This is a genomic window from Pseudomonas furukawaii (assembly GCF_002355475.1).
Lineage (GTDB): Bacteria > Pseudomonadota > Gammaproteobacteria > Pseudomonadales > Pseudomonadaceae > Metapseudomonas > Metapseudomonas furukawaii.
Map to the genome: position 1 here is coordinate 885,043 of NZ_AP014862.1, position 17,074 is coordinate 902,116.

Sequence of the window (17,074 nt, forward strand, 5' to 3'; positions counted from 1 at the left end):
GGTTGAAGGCTTCCCGGCATTGGCGCTCGGCCTCCCTTGAAGCCCCATCCCAGAGCCCTCGACGCCGCTTCGTCCACTGACCTCCGCACTCGGCGCCCGCCGATCTCGCCCGCCCCGCCGCGACTCGCCGCACGGGTTTGCCCACCGCGGCGACTCGACGCTTAGCTATCCCCCCGACGAGGTCCCGGATCCCCCGGGACCTCGCGCAGGGGAGGGCAATCCATGAAGCAGCACCCACTGAGGCCGTTGGTGTTCTGGCCAACGTTCCTCATCCTGCTGGCGGCGGTGGTCGCCAGCTACCTCGATCTGTCGCTTTTTCTCGCCATCAGCAAGGGGCTGAATGCGCTGATCCTCGACAACCTCGCCTGGCTCTTCTGCATCGCGGCCCTGGGCATGGTGATCCTGGCCCTGGCCGTGTATTTCTCGCCCCTGGGGCAGATTCGCATCGGCGGGGAGCGGGCCACCCCGCTGCTGAGCAAGCCGCGCTGGTTCATGGTGACCCTCTGCACGACGCTGGCGGTGGGCGTGCTCTTCTGGGCGGTCGCCGAGCCGCTGTTCCACCTCCACGGGCCACCGGGGGACCTGGGGATCGAAGCCGAGAGTCCCGCCGCCGTGCGCTTCGCCCTGTCCACCATGTTCATGCACTGGACCATCACGCCCTACGCCATCTACCTGGTGCCCTCCCTGGTGTTCGCCCTGGCCTTTCACAACCTGCGGGGCGAGTTCTCCATCGGCGCCATGCTCCGGCCCTTGCTGGGCGCCGAACGGGTCCGGCGCTACGCCGACCTGATCGACACCCTCGGGCTGTTCGCCCTGGTGGCCGGCATCGCGTCCGCCCTCGGCACGGGGGCCCTGACCCTGGCCGGTGGCCTGAGCCAGTACATCGGCGGCGAGACCACGCCCCTGCGCCTGGCGCTGATCATCGCGGCCATCGTCCTCACCTTCGTCGCCTCGGCCGCCAGCGGGCTGCAGCGGGGAATCGCCAAGCTGTCCGGTCTCAACACCTGGATCCTGATGGCGCTGGGCGGTTTCGTGCTGCTCTGCGGCCCCACGCTGACGCTGATCAGCCTCGGCATCGAGGCCCTGGGCGCCTACCTCGGTGGCTTCCTCCGGCAGAGCCTCTACACCGGGACCGCCGGTGGCGATCCCTGGGCGCGGGAGTGGACGGTGTTCTTCTGGGCGGTCTGGTTCGCCTGGGCACCGGTGGCCGCGCTGTTCCTCGGCAAGATCGCCCGTGGCTACCGGGTGCGCGAGTTCATCCGCATCAACATGCTCTATCCCGCGCTGTTTTCCATGCTGTGGATGAGCATCTTCTCGGGCAGCAGCCTCTACTACGACGCCCAGGGCGGCGGCAGCCTGAACCTGGTGTTGAACCAGCAGGGCGTCGAACACGTGCTCTACGCCATGTTCCGGCAGCTGCCGGCCAGCGATGTGGTGATCGCCTTCCTGCTGTTCGTCGCCTTCATCAATTTCGTCACCGCCGCCGACTCCAACACCGACGCCATCGGCAACCTCTGCAGCCGGGGTGTGACCGCCGATTCCGACCTGGATGGCAACCCCCTGCTCAAGGTGGCCTGGGGGCTGATCATCGGCGCCATGGCCTGGGTGATGGTGGCCTTCGTCGGCCTCGATGGCGTGAAGATGCTTTCCAACCTCGGCGGCCTGCCGGGGATGTTCATCGTCCTGGGCGCCGGCGGCACGCTGATGCTCTGGCTGAGGACCCCGGCACTGCTGGCTGATCGGGATGCCGGCGTCGCGCCGCAGGCCCGCCCGTCTTCCACGATCGCCAAGTCGCAGGCGGGGCGCTGAGCCCCTCTTTCCACAGGAGGCCCCATGGACGTCATCAGTGAGTTTCCCTACCGGGTGCGCGAGATCGAGCATTGCCTGATCCCCTTGAGCGATGGCACCCCGCTCGCCGCGCGCATCTGGCTGCCGGAGTCGGCGGGGCCGCAGCGCTTTCCGGCGATCCTGGAGTACCTGCCGTACCGCAAGCGCGACGGCACCGCCCTGCGCGACAGCCTGAGCCACCCCTGGATGGCCGGGCAGGGATATGTGTGCGTGCGGGTGGACATGCGCGGGAGCGGCGAGTCCGGGGGGCTGCTGGAGGATGAGTACAGCCTGCGGGAGCAGGAGGACGCCCTGGAGGTCATCGACTGGCTGTGCCGGCAGCCCTGGTGCGATGGCCGGGTGGGGATGATGGGCATCTCCTGGGGTGGCATCAACAGCCTTCAGCTGGCCGCCCGCCGGCCCCGGGCGCTGAAGGCCATCATCACCCTCTGCTCGTCCGACGACCGCTACGCCGACGATATCCACTTCAAGGGCGGTTGCCTGTTGCTGGAGAGCCTCGGCTGGTCGGCCACCATGCTCAGCTTCCTCGCCGTGCCTCCCGACCCGCTCCTGCTGGGGGAGGCCTGGCGCCAGCGCTGGCAGGAGCGCCTGGAGGCCATGCCGGCGCTGGCCGGCATCTGGCTGGAACACCAGGTGCGCGATGACTACTGGCGCCAGGGCTCGGTGTGCGAGGACTACGGGGCGATCGAGGCGGCGGTCTACGCCATCGGCGGCTGGGGGGACGCCTACAGGAACGCCGTGCCGCGCCTGCTGCAGCACCTGCCCGGTCCGAAGAAGGCCCTGGTGGGTCCCTGGATCCACAAGTACCCGCATATCGCCGTGCCGGCCCCGGCCATCGGCTTCCTGCAGGAAGCCAGGCGCTGGTGGGACCACTGGCTGAAGGGCATCGACAACGGGGTGATGGACGAGGCCCCCGGCACCTTCTACCTGCAGGACGTGCTGCCGCCCCGAGCCTGTTACCGGGAGCGTCCCGGGGCCTGGGTCCGGACGGCCGGCTGGCCGGATCCGCAGCTCCGGCGCCGGGTGTTCTCCCTCGGCGAGGCCGGACTGGTGCCGGAACGCGCGGATCTGGAGCGGCCACGCCGCTTCTGCTCGCCGGTGACCACCGGGCTCCACCAGGGGCGTTACTGCGCCATCTGGCTCGGGCCCGACGGTCCCACCGACCAGCGCCGGGACGATGCCCACTCACTGTGCTTCGACTCGGCGCCACTGGCCGAACCCCTGCGCCTGCTGGGGGACGCGCGCCTGGACCTGTGCCTGAGCGCCGACCGTCCCTGTGGTCACCTGGTGGCGCGCCTCAATGCCGTCGCGCCCGACGGGCAGGTGACGCAACTGAGCTACGGCGCCCTCAACCTGCGCCTGCGCGACGACCTCGCCGAACCGACGCCGGTGGTGCCGGGCGAGCCGATGCGCGTCGTCCTCGTGCTGGATCAGATGGGCTGGCGGGTGCCCGCCGGGTATCGGCTGCGCATCGCCCTGGGCACGGCCAGCTTCCCCCTGCTCTGGCCCGCCCCGGAACTGGCGACCCTGACCCTGCTGCCGGGTCCGCAGCGGGTCGAGCTGCCGGCCTTCGAGGGGGAAGAGGTGCCCTGTCCCTTCGAGCGGCCCCAGGGCGCCGTGCCGGAAGCGCTGGAGGTGCTGCGCGAGCCGGGGCCGCGTCGGACACTGGAGGAGGACGTGGCCAGCGGGGAGGTGCGGGTGAGGATCGAGGACGACCTCGGCGCCCGGCGTTTCCTCGACCACGGCCTCTGGGTCGACCAGCGCTGCACCGAGACCTATCGGGCCCTGCCCTGGGATCCCCTTTCAGTGCGGGCGGATATCCGCTGGCGCTCCTGCACGGGCCGGGACGACTGGCGGGTGGAGGTGGACACTCGCCTGCAGGTGCAGGCCGATGCCCGCTGGTTCTACCTGGAGACTGAACAGGTGGCGCGACTGGACAGCCAGGAGGTGCATCGCGCCCACTGGCACCAGCGGGTAGCGCGATTCACGGCCTGAGGCGTCGGTCCCGTCGCACCACATCGCCTCCGTCTGATACGGTTTTTCGCGCCTGACCTGAGGCTGTTTTGCCGGGTGGGTGGCGGCGATAGTGAGGCCCCGCACGCCTTGCCGGAGCCTTTGCGATGTACCAATACGACGATTACGACCGCGCCCTGGTGCTGGAGCGCGTCGAACAGTTCCGCGACCAGGTGGCGCGGCGGCTGTCCGGCGCGCTGTCCGAGGAGGAGTTCCTGCCCCTGCGGCTGCAGAACGGCCTGTACCTGCAGAAACACGCCTACATGCTGCGGGTGGCCATTCCCTACGGCACCCTGTCGTCGCGGCAGATGCGCTGCCTGGCGCGCATCGCCCGGGAACACGACCGGGGCTACGGGCACTTCACCACGCGGCAGAATATCCAGTTCAACTGGATCACCCTGGCCGAGGTGCCGGATATCCTCCGGCAACTGGCCGAGGTGGAGATGCACGCCATCCAGACTTCCGGCAACTGCGTGCGCAACATCACCACCGAAGCCTTCGCCGGGGTGGCCGCCGATGAGCTGCTGGACCCGCGCCCGCTGGCGGAGATCCTGCGCCAGTGGTCCACCATCAACCCGGAATTCCTCTTCCTGCCGCGCAAGTTCAAGATCGCCCTCTGCGCCGCCGAGGAGGACCGGGCAGCGGTGAAGATGCACGACATCGGCCTCTATCTCTACCGCGACGACGACGGCGAGATGCGCCTGCGGGTGCTGGTGGGCGGTGGCCTGGGGCGCACGCCGATCCTCGGCCAGGTGATCCGCGAGGGCCTGCACTGGCGGGACCTGCTGTCCTATGTCGAGGCCGTGCTGCGGGTCTACAACCGCCATGGCCGGCGCGACAACAAGTACAAGGCGCGCATCAAGATCCTGGTGAAGGCGCTGGGCATCGACGCCTTCGCCCGCGAGGTGGAGACCGAGTGGCAGCACCTCAGGGACGGCCCCGCGCAACTCACCGAGGCAGAGTACCAGCGGGTGGCCGCCAGCTTCACCCAGCCGCCCTATGCGCGGCTGGACGACGCCGACCTCGACTTCGGCAGCCACCTGGCCCGCGATCCGGCGTTCGCCCGCTGGGCCGCCCGCAGCCTGCAGGCGCACCGGATGCCCGGCTACGCGGCCGTGGTGCTGTCCACCAAGCCCGGACCGCAAGCGCCGCCCGGTGACGTGACCGCCGAACAGATGGAGGCGGTGGCGGACTGGGCCGAGCGCTTCGGCTTCGGCGAGATCCGCATCGCCCACGAGCAGAACCTGGTGCTGCCGGACGTGCGCAAGGCCGATCTCCCTGCGCTCTGGGAACTCGCCCGGGCCCAGGGCCTGGCGACGCCGAACGTCGGCCTGCTCACCGACATCATCGCCTGCCCCGGCGGCGACTACTGCGCCCTGGCCAATGCCAAGTCCATTCCCATCGCCCAGGCCATCCAGGCGCGTTTCCAGGACTCTGTCGCCCTGCAGGCACTCGGTGAACTCAGCCTGAACATCTCCGGCTGCATGAACGCCTGCGGTCACCACCACATCGGCAACATCGGCATCCTCGGCGTGGATAAGGGCGGCAGCGAGTGGTACCAGGTCACGGTCGGCGGCGCCCAGGGCATGGACAGCGAACTGGGGCGGGTGATCGGCCCCTCCTTCAGCGCCAATGAGGTGCCGGCGGTGATCGAGCGGCTGGTGGCCACCTTCAGTGATCACCGGGCGCCGGGTGAGCGTTTCATCGACACGGTACGGCGCATCGGGCTGGAGCCCTTCAAGGAGCGGGTCTACGCCCGCGAGGAGGTCCCGGCATGAAGAACCTGATCAAGCTGGTGGACGGCCAGGCGCGCCGGGTGGACGACCCCTGGACGCTGGTGCGCGAGGCGGGCGAGGGCCTGCCCGGGGGGCCGCTGATCCTGCCCCTTGACGCCTGGCGTGAACGCGGTGGGCGCGATGGCCTGCTCCTGCAACCCGACGACGAGGTGGAAGCCCTGGTGGGCGAACTGCCCGATGCCCTGCCATTGATCGCCCTGGACTTCCCCAGCTTTCGCGATGGCCGTGGCTACAGCCAGGCCTATCTGCTGCGGACCCGCCTGGGCTGGCGCGGCGAACTGCGGGCGGTGGGGGATGTGCTGCGGGACCAGCTCGCCCATATGCGCCAGTGCGGCTTCGACGCCTTCGCCGTACGGGAGGACAAGTGCGTCGAGGACGCCCTCAAGGGATTGGCCGGGGTCAGTGTGCTCTACGGCCGATCCGCCATAGAGCCGAGGCCGCTGTTTCGTAGGCGCTAAGAGATTTCATACATGATTGGTAAAAAAACCGGCTTTATTGTCGCTGAATTTCTGATCTAGCATTTGCGGTCCGTTCATCCCGTCTGGAAACCAATGGACAGCGACAGTAGTTCCAAGCCGCCCCCCGCACCTCGGGGTGCGGCGTGCCTCCTCCCCGGCATCCGTCGATGCCACTCGCGTTCGCAGCCTCCCGCTGCCTCTTCCCCGTGCACCTCGATGCACCGCCCGCAGGCGGGAATCACGCCTGCCCCTGACCTGCCGACGAGAGCCTGATCACCATGGAATGGATAGCTGACCCAACGGCCTGGTTGGGCCTTCTCACCCTGATCGTCCTGGAGATCGTCCTCGGCATCGACAACCTGGTGTTCATCGCCATCCTGGCGGACAAGCTGCCGCCGGAGCAGCGCGACCGCGCGCGGCTGATCGGCCTGTCCCTGGCCCTGCTGATGCGCCTGGGCCTGCTGGCCAGCATCTCCTGGCTGGTGACCCTGACCACCCCGCTGTTCGAGGTGTTCGGCAAGAGCTTCTCCGGCCGTGACCTGATCATGCTCTTCGGTGGCGTGTTCCTGTTGTTCAAGGCCACCATGGAACTGCACGAACGCCTGGAGGGCCGCGTCCATGCCCAGGGTGGCAGCCGCGCCTACGCCCTGTTCTGGCCGGTGGTGGCGCAGATCGTGGTGCTGGACGCGGTGTTCTCCCTGGACGCCGTGATCACCGCTGTCGGCATGGTGGAGCACCTGGAGGTGATGATGATCGCCGTGGTGGTGTCCATCGGCCTGATGATCGTCGCCAGCAAGCCGCTGACCGCCTTCGTCAATGCCCATCCCACGGTGATCATGCTGTGCCTGGGCTTCCTGATGATGATCGGCTTCAGCCTCACCGCCGAAGGCCTGGGTTTCCATATCCCGAAAGGCTACCTCTACGCCGCCATCGGCTTCAGCCTGCTGATCGAGGCCGCCAACCAGCTGGTGCGCTGGCGCCGCAAGCGCCACCTGCAGGGCAGCCGCAACGTGCGTGAGCGCACCGCCCATGCCGTGCTGCGCCTGCTGGGCGGCCGCGAAGTGGGGAGCGATGAAGTGGGCGAGGAGATCGCCGACCTGGTGGGCGGGGAAGATGCCGGCCAGGTGCCCTTCGACCGGCGCGAGCGGATCATGATCAGCGGCGTGCTGGGCCTGGCCGAGCGCCCGATCCGCACGGAGATGACCCACCGCGGCGAGGTGGAGCGCATCGACCTGGACGATGCGCCCGAGGCCATCCGCGATGCCCTGCTGCGCTCGCCCCATTCGCGCCTGCCGGTGATCCGCAGCGGTGATATCGACGAGCCCCTGGGCTACGTGCACAAGAAGGAACTGCTGCGGGAGCTCTTGCAGGGGCAGGAGCCGGATATCCAGCAATTGCTGCGTGTTCCGCCCAACCTGCCGGAAAGCGCCTCGGTGCTCAGCGCCCTGGAGGAAATGCGCAGGGCCTCCACCCACGTGGCCTTCGTGGTCAACGAGTTCGGCGGCTTCGAGGGCCTGCTGACCATGACCGACATCCTCGAGACCATTGCCGGTGAACTGCCGGACGCCAGTGAAGTGGATGGCCTGGACATCGAGCCTTGCGACGGTGGCTGGAAGGTCAGCGGCGCGGTGACCCTGAACCTGCTGGGCGAGCGCCTCGGCTTCAGCGCCCGGCCGAGCGAGGATTACCAGACCGTGGCCGGCCTGGCCATGAGCCTGCTGGACCGCCTGCCGGCCAAGGGAGACGCCCTGGAGGTGGAAGGCTGGAAGCTGGAGGTGATCGAGGTGAAGGAGCGGCGGGTCAACCGGCTGCTGCTGACGCCGAGGCTCCAACCGTAGGATGGGTGGAGCGAAGCGATACCCATCGGTGGGATTGTACGCAGTCGGGACATAACGCCTGCACTCGCCCCTACAGGGGACAACGGCGCCTCCAGGGCGCCGTTGCATTTACTGCGGTGCGGTCAGGGTTGCTGCTTGTCCCGCTGGGACTTGAGCAGGTCGCGGATCTCGGTCAGCAGTTCCTGGTCCCTGGTGGGGGCCGGCGGCGCTTCCGGGGCGGCGGCTTCTTCCCGCTTGAGGCGGTTCAGCACCTTGATGCCCATGAAGATCGCGAAGGCGACGATGACGAAGTCGAGCACCGTCTGGATGAACTTGCCGTAGCTCAGCACCACGGCGGGAATGTCGCCTTCGGCGGCCTTGAGCGTGATGGCCAGGTCGGTGAAGTCCACGCCCCCGATGAGCAGGCCGATGGGGGGCATGATCACGTCGCCGACGAAGGACGAGACGATCTTGCCGAAGGCGGCACCGATGATGATGCCCACGGCCATGTCGACCACGTTGCCCTTGACGGCGAAGGCTTTGAATTCACTGAGCAGGCTCATGTTTCACTCCCTGAGGTTCTGGTTTTAATGCTGAAGTGTAATTCAGCGGTCAGAGGCTGCCAGCGCGGGTTCGCCTGGCTGTGCCGACCGCCAATGCTAGGAGCTGGCCGGGACACTGCCAAGTTCGCGGCGGGTTTCCGTCAGGCGGCGCTTTCCCTCGCCGGGGCCTGGTCTAGCCTGAAGATCAGGCAACATGAGGAGGGCCGCAGACATGCCACTGGAACATCACCCGCTGAACCGTGAATTCCCGGAATACAGGGACGCCATGCGTGCCCTGTTGCAGAGCGACGCGCAATTCGCCCGGCTGGCGGGGGAATACCAGGAACTGGATTCGCGCATCTACCAAGTCGAGGACGGCACCCAGGCACTGGACGACGGGGCCTTGCACAACCTGAAGATGCAGCGGGTCGCGCTGAAGGACGAGATCGCCCGCCTGCTCAAGGGGAGCAAGGGCTGACGCCCGGCTTGATCCGGATCAAGGGGGCGTCGGGGCCGGCTGGATAGTCTGGGACATCTTCACTGCCCGGAGCCGAACCCCATGACCTCGACCCATTCCCCGTCCACCGGCGCGGCGTCGCAAGCCGCGCCGGTCCCGTCTCCCGAACGCCAGGACGCCGTCGAGCGCCTGGGCCGCCTGCAGCACCAGTACGACCTGTTGCAATTGCGCATCCAGCGCGTGGAAGAGGGCGCCGAGCCCGAGGACGGCTCCAGCCTGGCCATGCTCCGCATGCGCCTGGAGGGCCTGCGCCAGGACCTCGATCGCCAGCGTCGTCGCGCCAGCGGCCAGTGCTGCAACTGCGGGGGCGGCTGTCGGGGCTGATCCGCTATCATGCGGCCTTTGGTTTTCTGACGGAGGCCGCTGATGGCCAAGGCCAAGCGCATGTACGGCTGCACCGAGTGCGGCTCCACCTTCCCCAAATGGGCCGGCCAGTGCGCCGATTGCGGAGCCTGGAACACCCTGGTGGAAACCGTGCTGGAAGGTGCCGCCGCCAGCTCCTCGAACGGTCGCGGCGGCTGGGCCGGCCAACAGACGCAGATCAAGACCCTGGCGGAAGTCAGCGTCGAGGAGATGCCGCGATTCTCCACCGCGTCCAACGAACTGGATCGCGTGCTGGGCGGCGGCCTGGTCGATGGCTCGGTGGTGCTGATCGGCGGCGACCCCGGCATCGGCAAGTCCACCATTCTGCTGCAGACCCTCTGCAATATCGCCGCGCGTTTCCCGGCGCTCTACGTCACCGGCGAGGAGTCCCAGCAGCAGGTCGCCATGCGCGCCCGCCGGCTGGGGCTGCCGGAGGACAAGCTCAAGGTCATGACCGAGACCTGCATCGAGACCATCATCGCCACCGCCCGGATGGAAAAGCCCAAGGTGATGGTGATCGACTCGATCCAGACCATCTTCACCGAACAGTTGCAATCCGCCCCCGGCGGCGTGTCCCAGGTGCGGGAGAGCGCGGCCCTGCTGGTGCGCTTCGCCAAGCAGAGCGGCACGGCGATCTTCCTGGTCGGCCACGTCACCAAGGAAGGCGCGCTGGCCGGCCCGCGCGTGCTGGAGCACATGGTGGACACGGTGCTGTACTTCGAGGGGGAGTCCGACGGCCGCCTGCGCCTGTTGCGGGCGGTGAAGAACCGCTTCGGCGCGGTGAACGAGCTGGGCGTGTTCGGCATGACCGACAAGGGGCTCAAGGAAGTCTCCAACCCCTCGGCGATCTTCCTCACCCGTGCCCAGGAGTCGGTGCCCGGCAGCGTGGTGATGGCCACCTGGGAGGGCTCGCGGCCCATGCTGGTGGAGGTGCAGGCCCTGGTGGACACCAGCCACCTGGCCAACCCGCGCCGGGTGACCCTGGGCCTGGACCAGAACCGCCTGGCGATGCTGCTGGCGGTGCTGCACCGCCACGGCGGCATCCCGACCTACGACCAGGACGTGTTCCTCAACGTGGTGGGCGGGGTGAAGGTGCTGGAAACCGCCTCGGACCTGGCGCTGATCGCCGCCATCATCTCCAGCCTGCGCAATCGCCCATTGCCCCACGACCTGCTGGTGTTCGGCGAAGTCGGCCTGTCCGGCGAGGTGCGTCCGGTGCCCAGTGGCCAGGAGCGCCTGAAGGAGGCCGCGAAGCACGGCTTCAAGCGCGCGATAGTGCCCAGGGGCAACGCCCCCAAGGAATCCCCGGCGGGCCTCCAGGTCATCGCGGTGACGCGCCTGGAGCAGGCGCTGGATGCGTTGTTCGAGTGAGGGCGAGCGCCGGGAGGAGGCGGCAGGGTGTCGCGGGCGGGACGGGATTTCGTAGGAGCCGGCTCGTCGGCGAAGGGGCGGAGCTGTTCGCGGGCAAGCCCGCTCCTACGGGGAGGCGGGTATCCGCTCAGGACTCGCCGAGCGCCGAGAGGTCCCGTTCCAGCAGTTCCTCGTCCCCCAGGTTGAGTTCCACCAGCCGTCGCAGGTGGCTGATGGAGTCCAGGTCGATGTGGCGGCAGACGAAGCCCAGGTGACCGTCCTGGTCGCGGGCCAATTCCACCTCCATCACCACCTGGACATCGGCGCCCAGCTCGATGCGAACCCTGAACTCGCGCGCCGGGTCGCCGGACCAGTCGTCCGGGCTTACGACCATCAACCCCTTCAGGGAAATGTCGTGCAGTTTCGCCACCCAGCGCCGGTCGCCCTGTTCGATCGAGGTGGCGGCGTCGAAGTCGATGCGGTGGAAGCGCCGACGCTCGTTGGCGGATTCACTCATGTCCGTACTCCTTGGAAATTTCACCCACTATAGACAAGGCTGGAACGCGCCGCCCGGACCCTTCGACCGCAGTGGCCAGTGGTCCGGCGACATGAAAAAGCCCGGCATCGGCCGGGCTCCTTCATTGCCTTCCTGTCGCTTACTTGCCGTAGACCGGCAGGCGGGCGCAGACGGCCTTGACCTTCTCGCGAACCGCATCGACCACGGACTCGTCACCCATGTTGTCGAGGATGTCGCAGATCCAGCCGGCCAGCTCGCGGCACTCGGCTTCCTTGAAGCCACGGGTGGTCACGGCCGGGGTGCCGATACGCAGGCCGGAGGTGACGAAGGGGGAGCGCGGGTCGTTCGGCACCGAGTTCTTGTTCACGGTGATGAAGGCGCGGCCCAGGGCGGCGTCCGCGTCCTTGCCAGTGATGTCCTGCTTGATCAGGGACAGCAGGAACAGGTGGTTCTGGGTGCCACCGGAAACCACGTCGAAGCCGCGGTCGATGAAGACCTGGGCCATGGTCTGGGCGTTCTTCAGGACCTGCTGCTGGTAGGCCTTGAACTCGGGCTGCAGGGCTTCCTTGAAGCACACCGCCTTGGCGGCGATGACGTGCTCCAGCGGGCCGCCCTGGGCGCCCGGGAAGACGGCGGAGTTCAGCTTCTTCTCGATCTCCTCGTTCTTGCGGGCGAGGATCAGGCCGCCACGCGGGCCGCGCAGGGTCTTGTGGGTGGTGGTGGTGACCACGTCGGCGAAGGGCACCGGGTTCGGGTAGACACCCGCGGCGACCAGGCCGGCCACGTGGGCCATGTCGACGAACAGGTAGGCGCCTACCTTGTCGGCGATGGCGCGGAAGCGGGCGAAGTCCAGGACCTGGGAGTAGGCGGAGAAGCCGGCGACGATCATCTTCGGCTTGTGCTCCACGGCCAGGCGCTCGACTTCGTCGTAGTCGATCAGGCCGTTGGCGTCGATGCCGTACTGCACGGCGTTGTACAGCTTGCCGGAGGAGGAGACGGAGGCGCCGTGGGTCAGGTGGCCGCCGTGGGCGAGGCTCATGCCGAGGATGGTGTCACCGGCGTTCAGCAGGGCGAGGTAGACGGCGGCGTTGGCCTGGGAGCCGGCATGGGGCTGGACGTTGGCGTAGTCGGCGCCGAACAGTTCCTTGGCGCGGTCGATGGCCAGTTGCTCGACGATGTCGACGTATTCGCAGCCGCCGTAGTAGCGCTTGTGCGGATAGCCTTCGGCGTACTTGTTGGTCAGCACGGAGCCCTGGGCTTCCATCACCGCCGGGCTGGTGTAGTTCTCGGAGGCGATGAGCTCGATGTGCTCTTCCTGGCGCTGGGCTTCTTGCTCCATGGCGGCGAAGAGTTCGGCATCGTAGCGGGCGAGGGTCAAATCACGGCTGAACATGGCGGTCCTCATAAGGATCGGTGCTGGGAAAGGGGCGCATTCTACCCGATAGGTCGCGGGCTGGCATATGAAGGTCGGTCATGGGATGGACGAATGGGCTTCAAGATGACGACGCCAGCACCGAAGCATCGACAGTTCCGTCGTTCCCCGAGCTGGTGCCACAGCCGTCAACTGAGGATGAAATTCGCGCTGGCGCCGAACAGCTGGGCGAACCGGGCCGCCGGCACCGGGTGGCCGAACAGGTAGCCCTGCACCTCGTCGCAGCCATGTTCGCGCAGGAAGTCCAGCTGGGCGTGGGTTTCCACGCCTTCCGCGATCACCGCCAGGTTCAGGCTGTGGGCCATGGCGATGATGGCGCGGGCGATCTGGGCGTCGCGCTCGCCATCGGGCAGTCCGTCGACGAAGCTGCGGTCGATCTTCAGCACGTCGATGGGGAACTGTTTCAGGTAGTTCAGCGAGGAGTAGCCGGTGCCGAAGTCGTCCACGGCGATGCACAGGCCGAGGCGCTTGAGGTTCTCCAGGATGGCCATGGCTTCGGCCACGTCGCGCATCAGGATGGACTCGGTCAGCTCCAGTTCCAGGCAGGCCGGCGGCAGGCCGCTGTCGTCGAGGATGCTGGCGATGCGCTGGGCCAGCTGGCCATCGGCGAACTGGCGGGCGGAGAGGTTCACCGAGATCTTCGGCAGGCGCATTTTCGCCTGGTGCCAGGCCTTGAGCTGGCGGCAGGCTTCGGCCAGCACCCAGTCGCCCACCTGCACCACCAGTCCGAGTTCTTCCAGCACCGGGATGAACTCGGCCGGCGACACCAGGCCGCGTGTCGGATGGCGCCAGCGCAGCAGGGCCTCGACGCCGGTGAGGCGCTTGCCGTCGCCGGAAAACTGCGGCTGGTAATAAAGGAGGAACTCGCCCTGTTCCAGGGCGTGGCGCAGGTCGCTCTCCAGCTCCAGGCGCTCCAGGGCGCGGGCGTTCATGTCGGCCTGGTAGAACTGGAAGTTGTTCTTGCCCCGCTCCTTGGCGTGGTACATGGCGGTGTCGGCGTTCTTCATCAGCTGGCTCAGTTCGCGGCCGTCCTGGGGCGAGAGGGCGATGCCGATGGAGGCGGTGACGAAGAACTCGCGGCCTTCCAGGATGAAGGGGCGGGCCAGGCTGGCGAGGATCTGCTCGGCCACGTGGATGGCGCGGTTCAAGGCACCTTCGCGGGTGGCCCGGGGTTGCAGCAGCAGGGTGAATTCGTCGCCGCCCATGCGCGCCACCGTGTCATCGTCGTCCACGCAGGCGGCCAGGCGCACGGCCACGTCCTTGAGCATCCGGTCGCCCGCGGCGTGGCCCAGGGAGTCGTTGATGGGCTTGAAGCGGTCCAGGTCGAGGAACATCAGCACCACCCATTCCTGATGCCGTTCGGCATGGAGCAGGGCGGTGTGCAGGCGGTCCTGGAACAGGGTGCGGTTGGGCAGGTGGGTCAGGCCGTCGTAGTAGGCCAGGCGGTGGATGCGCTGCTCGCTGGCCTTGCGTTCGCTGATGTCGCTGAAGAAGCAGACGTAGCTCACCAGGTCGCCGTCCTCGTCCTGCACGGCGGTGATGCCCACCCAGGCCGGGTAGTTGTCGCCGACCCGGCGCCTGAGCCAGACCTCGCCCTCCCAGCTGCCGCGCTGGTTGAGCTGGCCGATCACGTAGTTGAGCTGGTTGGCCTGCTGGCGGTCGGCGGTGAGCATGGAGGGCACCTGGTCCAGCACCTCCTCGGCGGCGTAGCCGGTGATGCGGCAGAAGGCTTCGTTGACCTGGACGATGTAGCCCGCCGGGTCGGTGACCAGGATGGCCGAAGTGGAATGCTCGAACACCGTGGCGGCCATGCGCATGTCCTTCTCGGCCCTGCGCTGCTGACTGATGTCGCGGCCGACGCCGAGCATGCCCTCGAAGCGGCCGTACTCGTCCCACATCAGCATGGTGCGCAGCTCCACCGGGATCTTCTGCCCGTCGGCGCGCATGCAATCGAAGAAGAACAGCCGGGCGGGCATCTGGGCGCGCAGCTCCGCCAGGCGCTGGGGGTTGCCCAGGGCGTTGCGCACCTGCTCCAGTTGCTCGAACAGCGCCCCCATCTGCCGTGGATCGGCGGCCAAGCTGTAGAAGCCGTTGTCCAGGGCCCAGTCGACGCTGTAGCCCAGCACCGGCAGCACCGAGGGGCTGACGTAGTTCACGCCCAGTTCGGAGTCGGTGGTGAAGATCACGTCGCTGATGCTCTCGGCCAGCATGCGGTAGCGGCGACCGCTCTCGCGCATGGACTCGGTGGCCTCGATCTGTTCGGTGATGTCCTTGGCCACGCCGATCAGGCGGCCGACGCGGCCCTTGTCGTCCCGGGACAGGGCCTGCTCGCGAATCTCGAACCAGTGCCAGCTGCCGTCCTTGTGGCGCCAGCGCAACTGGCACTGCAGCAGCTTGCCGTCGCTGACCACCTGCTGGAGGCAGCGCATGCGCCAGTAGAGCTCCTGGTCGTCGGGGTGGAGAATGCCCTCCCAGAAGCGCTCGCCCATGGCGCGCACGTCGCGGCGGCTGTAGCCGAGCTGCTGGGCGAGGCGGTTGTTGCTGAGCATGACCCGCTTGCCGATGACGTCGTGGACATAGAGGGTGTCGGGCACCGCCAGCACCACGTCCGACCAGAAGCGCTCGCGCTCGATCAGCGAGAGCTCCACCTGCTTGCGGCTGGTGATGTCGTTGATGCTGAGGGTCACCGCGTCCAGGTCCTGGACCAGCTCAGGCAAGCGCAGGACCAGCCAGATGTGTCGCTCCTGGCCCAGGGGAGTGGTGATCCGGCTCTCCATCTCCAACTGCTTCTCGCCCCCCAGCAGGGCGGCCATCAGGCGGAAGCGGATACCGCCTTCATGGAGGGGGCGGGAGCCGATGAGTTGCTTCCAGGCCTGTTCCCCGTTGGCCACTTCCAGCAGGCGCATGGCCACCTGGTTGACCTCGGTGATGCGCAACAGGCGCAGGGCTTCGTCCTGGCGCTCCGGGTGTTCCTGCATCCAGGCGCCCAGGCTGGCGGCGTCGCGCACGCCCTGGCGGATCAGGTAGCGGCGCAGTTCCGCCAGGTCCAGCACGCAGAGGGCGATGCCGCTGCCCTCGAAGATGTCCTGGTAGCGCCTGCGGGTTTCCTGCAGGACGTTCAGGGCCCGCTGTTCTTCGGTCACGTCCCGCAATACCCAGACATAGCCCAGCAACTGGGCGCCGTCGGTGAGGTCGTTGCGGGTCACCGCCAGCAGGCGCTGCTCGCCGTCCAGCTCGAATTGCACCAGGTCGGAGACCGGCTCGTGATCCTGGCCCGGAGCGTGCAATAGCAGCGGATCCAGCTCCGGCAGCAGGGCCAGCAGGTGATGGTCCTGGGCGGCGTCGCCGCTGACGCCGAAGAGCGCCTGGGCCTGGGGGTTGAGGTAGCTCAGGTGGCCATCGACGCGGGTCACCAGCACCCGCTCCTCGATCACGCCCAGGGCGCTGGCGGCCTGGCGAAGGGAGCGCCGGGAGGCATCGTTGAGCGCTTGCAGGCTGCGTTGCTCGCGCTGCAGGTAGTAGAGCGCGATCAACGCCAGGCTGGCGGCGATGAGGAACAGCAGCAGCTTGCTCAGCAGCTCCGGCAGCAGGCTGGAGCGGACCAGTCGCTCGTCATGGAGCGCGCGGACCTGCCAGTCGCTGTTGGCCAGCGGCGAGGCCAGGATGGTCTGGGCCTCCTGTTCGGCGGTCACCGGGGTGATGATGGCGCGGGCGCCGCCGGTCCTGCCGCTCTGGGCGAGGACGCGCTGGAGGTAACCGTCTTCCAGCAGCCAGCGGTAGTCGCGGTCCTCGTTCTTCAGCAGCCAGGCGCGGATGGCCTCGGCGTCCATGCGTACGGCCCAGTAGGCGCTGGCCTCGGGCAGGGGCGACTGGCGCAACAGCAGGTAGACCTCGCCGCGGTCGCGGGGGCTGAAGGCGTAGTGGTAGAGCTCGCCTTCGCTGCGCTGGGCCAGGTTGGCGAGAAAGAGCTCGTCGTCGCTGTTCGCCCGGGTGTCCGCCAGCACGCCACCATTGGGGTTGAGCCAGGCGAGGCTGCTGGCGGCCGGCAGCAGCGGCTTCAGCAGGTCCAGCGCGGCCAGGCGTTGTTCCTCCCGTTCGGGGTCGGGGGCCTGGTGGCGGAGCAGGGCGATCGCGGCGTCTGCCTTGAGCTGCATCACCACTTCCAGGTGGCTCGCGAGCTCGCGTGTCAGGGTGTAGTTGCGTTCCCGGGCGCCGTCCTGCAGCTGGCGGTACTCCTGGTGCAGCTGCCAGAACAGCAGGGACAGCATCAGCAGCACCAGGCCTGCGAGGAGGCCCTTGACCGAGCGGCGCGTGGGAGCGCCAGGCAGGGGTTGTCCTGGCTCACGCTGGGTGAGTGATGGCGGGCGGTCTGGCACGGATGGCGTTCCTGCGTTTACGGCTCGATGGGCAGGTTGCGGTTC

Annotated in this window: 12 protein-coding genes; 8 read left to right on the forward strand and 4 right to left on the reverse strand. The window is 68.0% G+C overall.

Features of this window, described 5'->3' with window-relative positions; translation table 11 throughout:
* The first annotated feature begins 222 nt into the window (after positions 1-222).
* The 5 genes from KF707C_RS04140 to KF707C_RS04160 all read left to right on the forward strand — a co-directional run bounded on the left by KF707C_RS04140 (position 223) and on the right by KF707C_RS04160 (position 7,953).
* A complete protein-coding gene (locus tag KF707C_RS04140) occupies positions 223-1,809 on the forward strand; it encodes a BCCT family transporter (RefSeq protein WP_036991279.1) in 1,587 nt (528 codons plus the stop codon).
* 24 nt (positions 1,810-1,833) lie between these two features.
* Positions 1,834-3,843 carry a CocE/NonD family hydrolase gene (locus KF707C_RS04145; RefSeq protein WP_004420198.1) on the forward strand — a complete coding sequence of 670 codons (2,010 nt, stop codon included), beginning with the start codon at positions 1,834-1,836 and terminating at the stop codon, positions 3,841-3,843.
* Positions 3,844-3,968: 125 nt separating this feature from the next.
* Entirely contained in the window at positions 3,969-5,639 is a 1,671-nt protein-coding gene (locus KF707C_RS04150; RefSeq protein ID WP_004420197.1) for a nitrite/sulfite reductase, read from the forward strand.
* Positions 5,636-6,115, forward strand: coding sequence for a DUF934 domain-containing protein (locus KF707C_RS04155; RefSeq protein WP_004420195.1), 480 nt, complete (start codon positions 5,636-5,638; stop codon positions 6,113-6,115). Before KF707C_RS04150 ends, KF707C_RS04155 begins: the two co-directional genes overlap by 4 nt.
* Before the next feature lie 278 nt (positions 6,116-6,393).
* Positions 6,394-7,953, forward strand: a complete 1,560-nt coding sequence (locus tag KF707C_RS04160; protein WP_004420192.1) for a TerC family protein — start codon at positions 6,394-6,396, stop codon at positions 7,951-7,953.
* Positions 7,954-8,075: 122 nt separating this feature from the next.
* Here KF707C_RS04160 and mscL read toward each other — a convergent pair whose 3' ends face one another.
* A complete protein-coding gene (gene mscL / locus KF707C_RS04165; RefSeq protein ID WP_004420191.1) occupies positions 8,076-8,495 on the reverse strand; it encodes a large-conductance mechanosensitive channel protein MscL in 420 nt (139 codons plus the stop codon).
* Positions 8,496-8,706: 211 nt separating this feature from the next.
* On the opposite strand from mscL, the gene KF707C_RS04170 reads away from it, so the two are divergent.
* The 3 genes from KF707C_RS04170 (at position 8,707) to radA (ending at position 10,725) form a co-directional block, all read left to right on the forward strand.
* A complete protein-coding gene (locus KF707C_RS04170; protein ID WP_004420190.1) occupies positions 8,707-8,952 on the forward strand; it encodes a YdcH family protein in 246 nt (81 codons plus the stop codon).
* Between the two features lie 81 nt (positions 8,953-9,033).
* Positions 9,034-9,315 (forward strand): hypothetical protein, encoded by a 282-nt coding sequence (locus tag KF707C_RS04175; protein WP_004420188.1) that lies wholly within the window; start codon positions 9,034-9,036, stop codon positions 9,313-9,315.
* 42 nt (positions 9,316-9,357) lie between these two features.
* Positions 9,358-10,725, forward strand: a complete 1,368-nt coding sequence (gene radA, locus KF707C_RS04180; RefSeq protein ID WP_004420187.1) for a DNA repair protein RadA — start codon at positions 9,358-9,360, stop codon at positions 10,723-10,725.
* Positions 10,726-10,852: 127 nt separating this feature from the next.
* Here radA and KF707C_RS04185 read toward each other — a convergent pair whose 3' ends face one another.
* The 3 genes from KF707C_RS04185 to KF707C_RS04195 all read right to left on the reverse strand — a co-directional run bounded on the left by KF707C_RS04185 (position 10,853) and on the right by KF707C_RS04195 (position 16,921).
* The gene (locus tag KF707C_RS04185; RefSeq protein ID WP_004420185.1) at positions 10,853-11,221 is read right to left on the reverse strand and encodes a PilZ domain-containing protein; all 369 of its coding nucleotides are present in this window, start codon (positions 11,219-11,221) and stop codon (positions 10,853-10,855) included.
* A 139-nt stretch (positions 11,222-11,360) separates the two neighbouring features.
* Positions 11,361-12,614 carry a serine hydroxymethyltransferase gene (glyA, locus tag KF707C_RS04190; RefSeq protein ID WP_004420182.1) on the reverse strand — a complete coding sequence of 418 codons (1,254 nt, stop codon included), beginning with the start codon at positions 12,612-12,614 and terminating at the stop codon, positions 11,361-11,363.
* Between the two features lie 167 nt (positions 12,615-12,781).
* On the reverse strand, positions 12,782-16,921 hold the full coding sequence (locus KF707C_RS04195) for a sensor domain-containing protein (protein ID WP_036991277.1): 4,140 nt from the start codon (positions 16,919-16,921) through the stop codon (positions 12,782-12,784).
* Positions 16,922-17,074: the final 153 nt, after the last annotated feature.

Coding starts and splice junctions, on each gene's coding strand:
- KF707C_RS04140 (WP_036991279.1), top strand. CDS start 223: ATGAAGCAGCACCCACTGAGGCCGTTGGTGTTCTGGCCAACGTTCCTC.
- KF707C_RS04145 (WP_004420198.1), top strand. CDS start 1,834: ATGGACGTCATCAGTGAGTTTCCCTACCGGGTGCGCGAGATCGAGCAT.
- KF707C_RS04150 (WP_004420197.1), top strand. CDS start 3,969: ATGTACCAATACGACGATTACGACCGCGCCCTGGTGCTGGAGCGCGTC.
- KF707C_RS04155 (WP_004420195.1), top strand. CDS start 5,636: ATGAAGAACCTGATCAAGCTGGTGGACGGCCAGGCGCGCCGGGTGGAC.
- KF707C_RS04160 (WP_004420192.1), top strand. CDS start 6,394: ATGGAATGGATAGCTGACCCAACGGCCTGGTTGGGCCTTCTCACCCTG.
- mscL (WP_004420191.1), bottom strand. CDS start 8,495: ATGAGCCTGCTCAGTGAATTCAAAGCCTTCGCCGTCAAGGGCAACGTG.
- KF707C_RS04170 (WP_004420190.1), top strand. CDS start 8,707: ATGCCACTGGAACATCACCCGCTGAACCGTGAATTCCCGGAATACAGG.
- KF707C_RS04175 (WP_004420188.1), top strand. CDS start 9,034: ATGACCTCGACCCATTCCCCGTCCACCGGCGCGGCGTCGCAAGCCGCG.
- radA (WP_004420187.1), top strand. CDS start 9,358: ATGGCCAAGGCCAAGCGCATGTACGGCTGCACCGAGTGCGGCTCCACC.
- KF707C_RS04185 (WP_004420185.1), bottom strand. CDS start 11,221: ATGAGTGAATCCGCCAACGAGCGTCGGCGCTTCCACCGCATCGACTTC.
- glyA (WP_004420182.1), bottom strand. CDS start 12,614: ATGTTCAGCCGTGATTTGACCCTCGCCCGCTACGATGCCGAACTCTTC.
- KF707C_RS04195 (WP_036991277.1), bottom strand. CDS start 16,921: ATGCTGTCCCTGCTGTTCTGGCAGCTGCACCAGGAGTACCGCCAGCTG.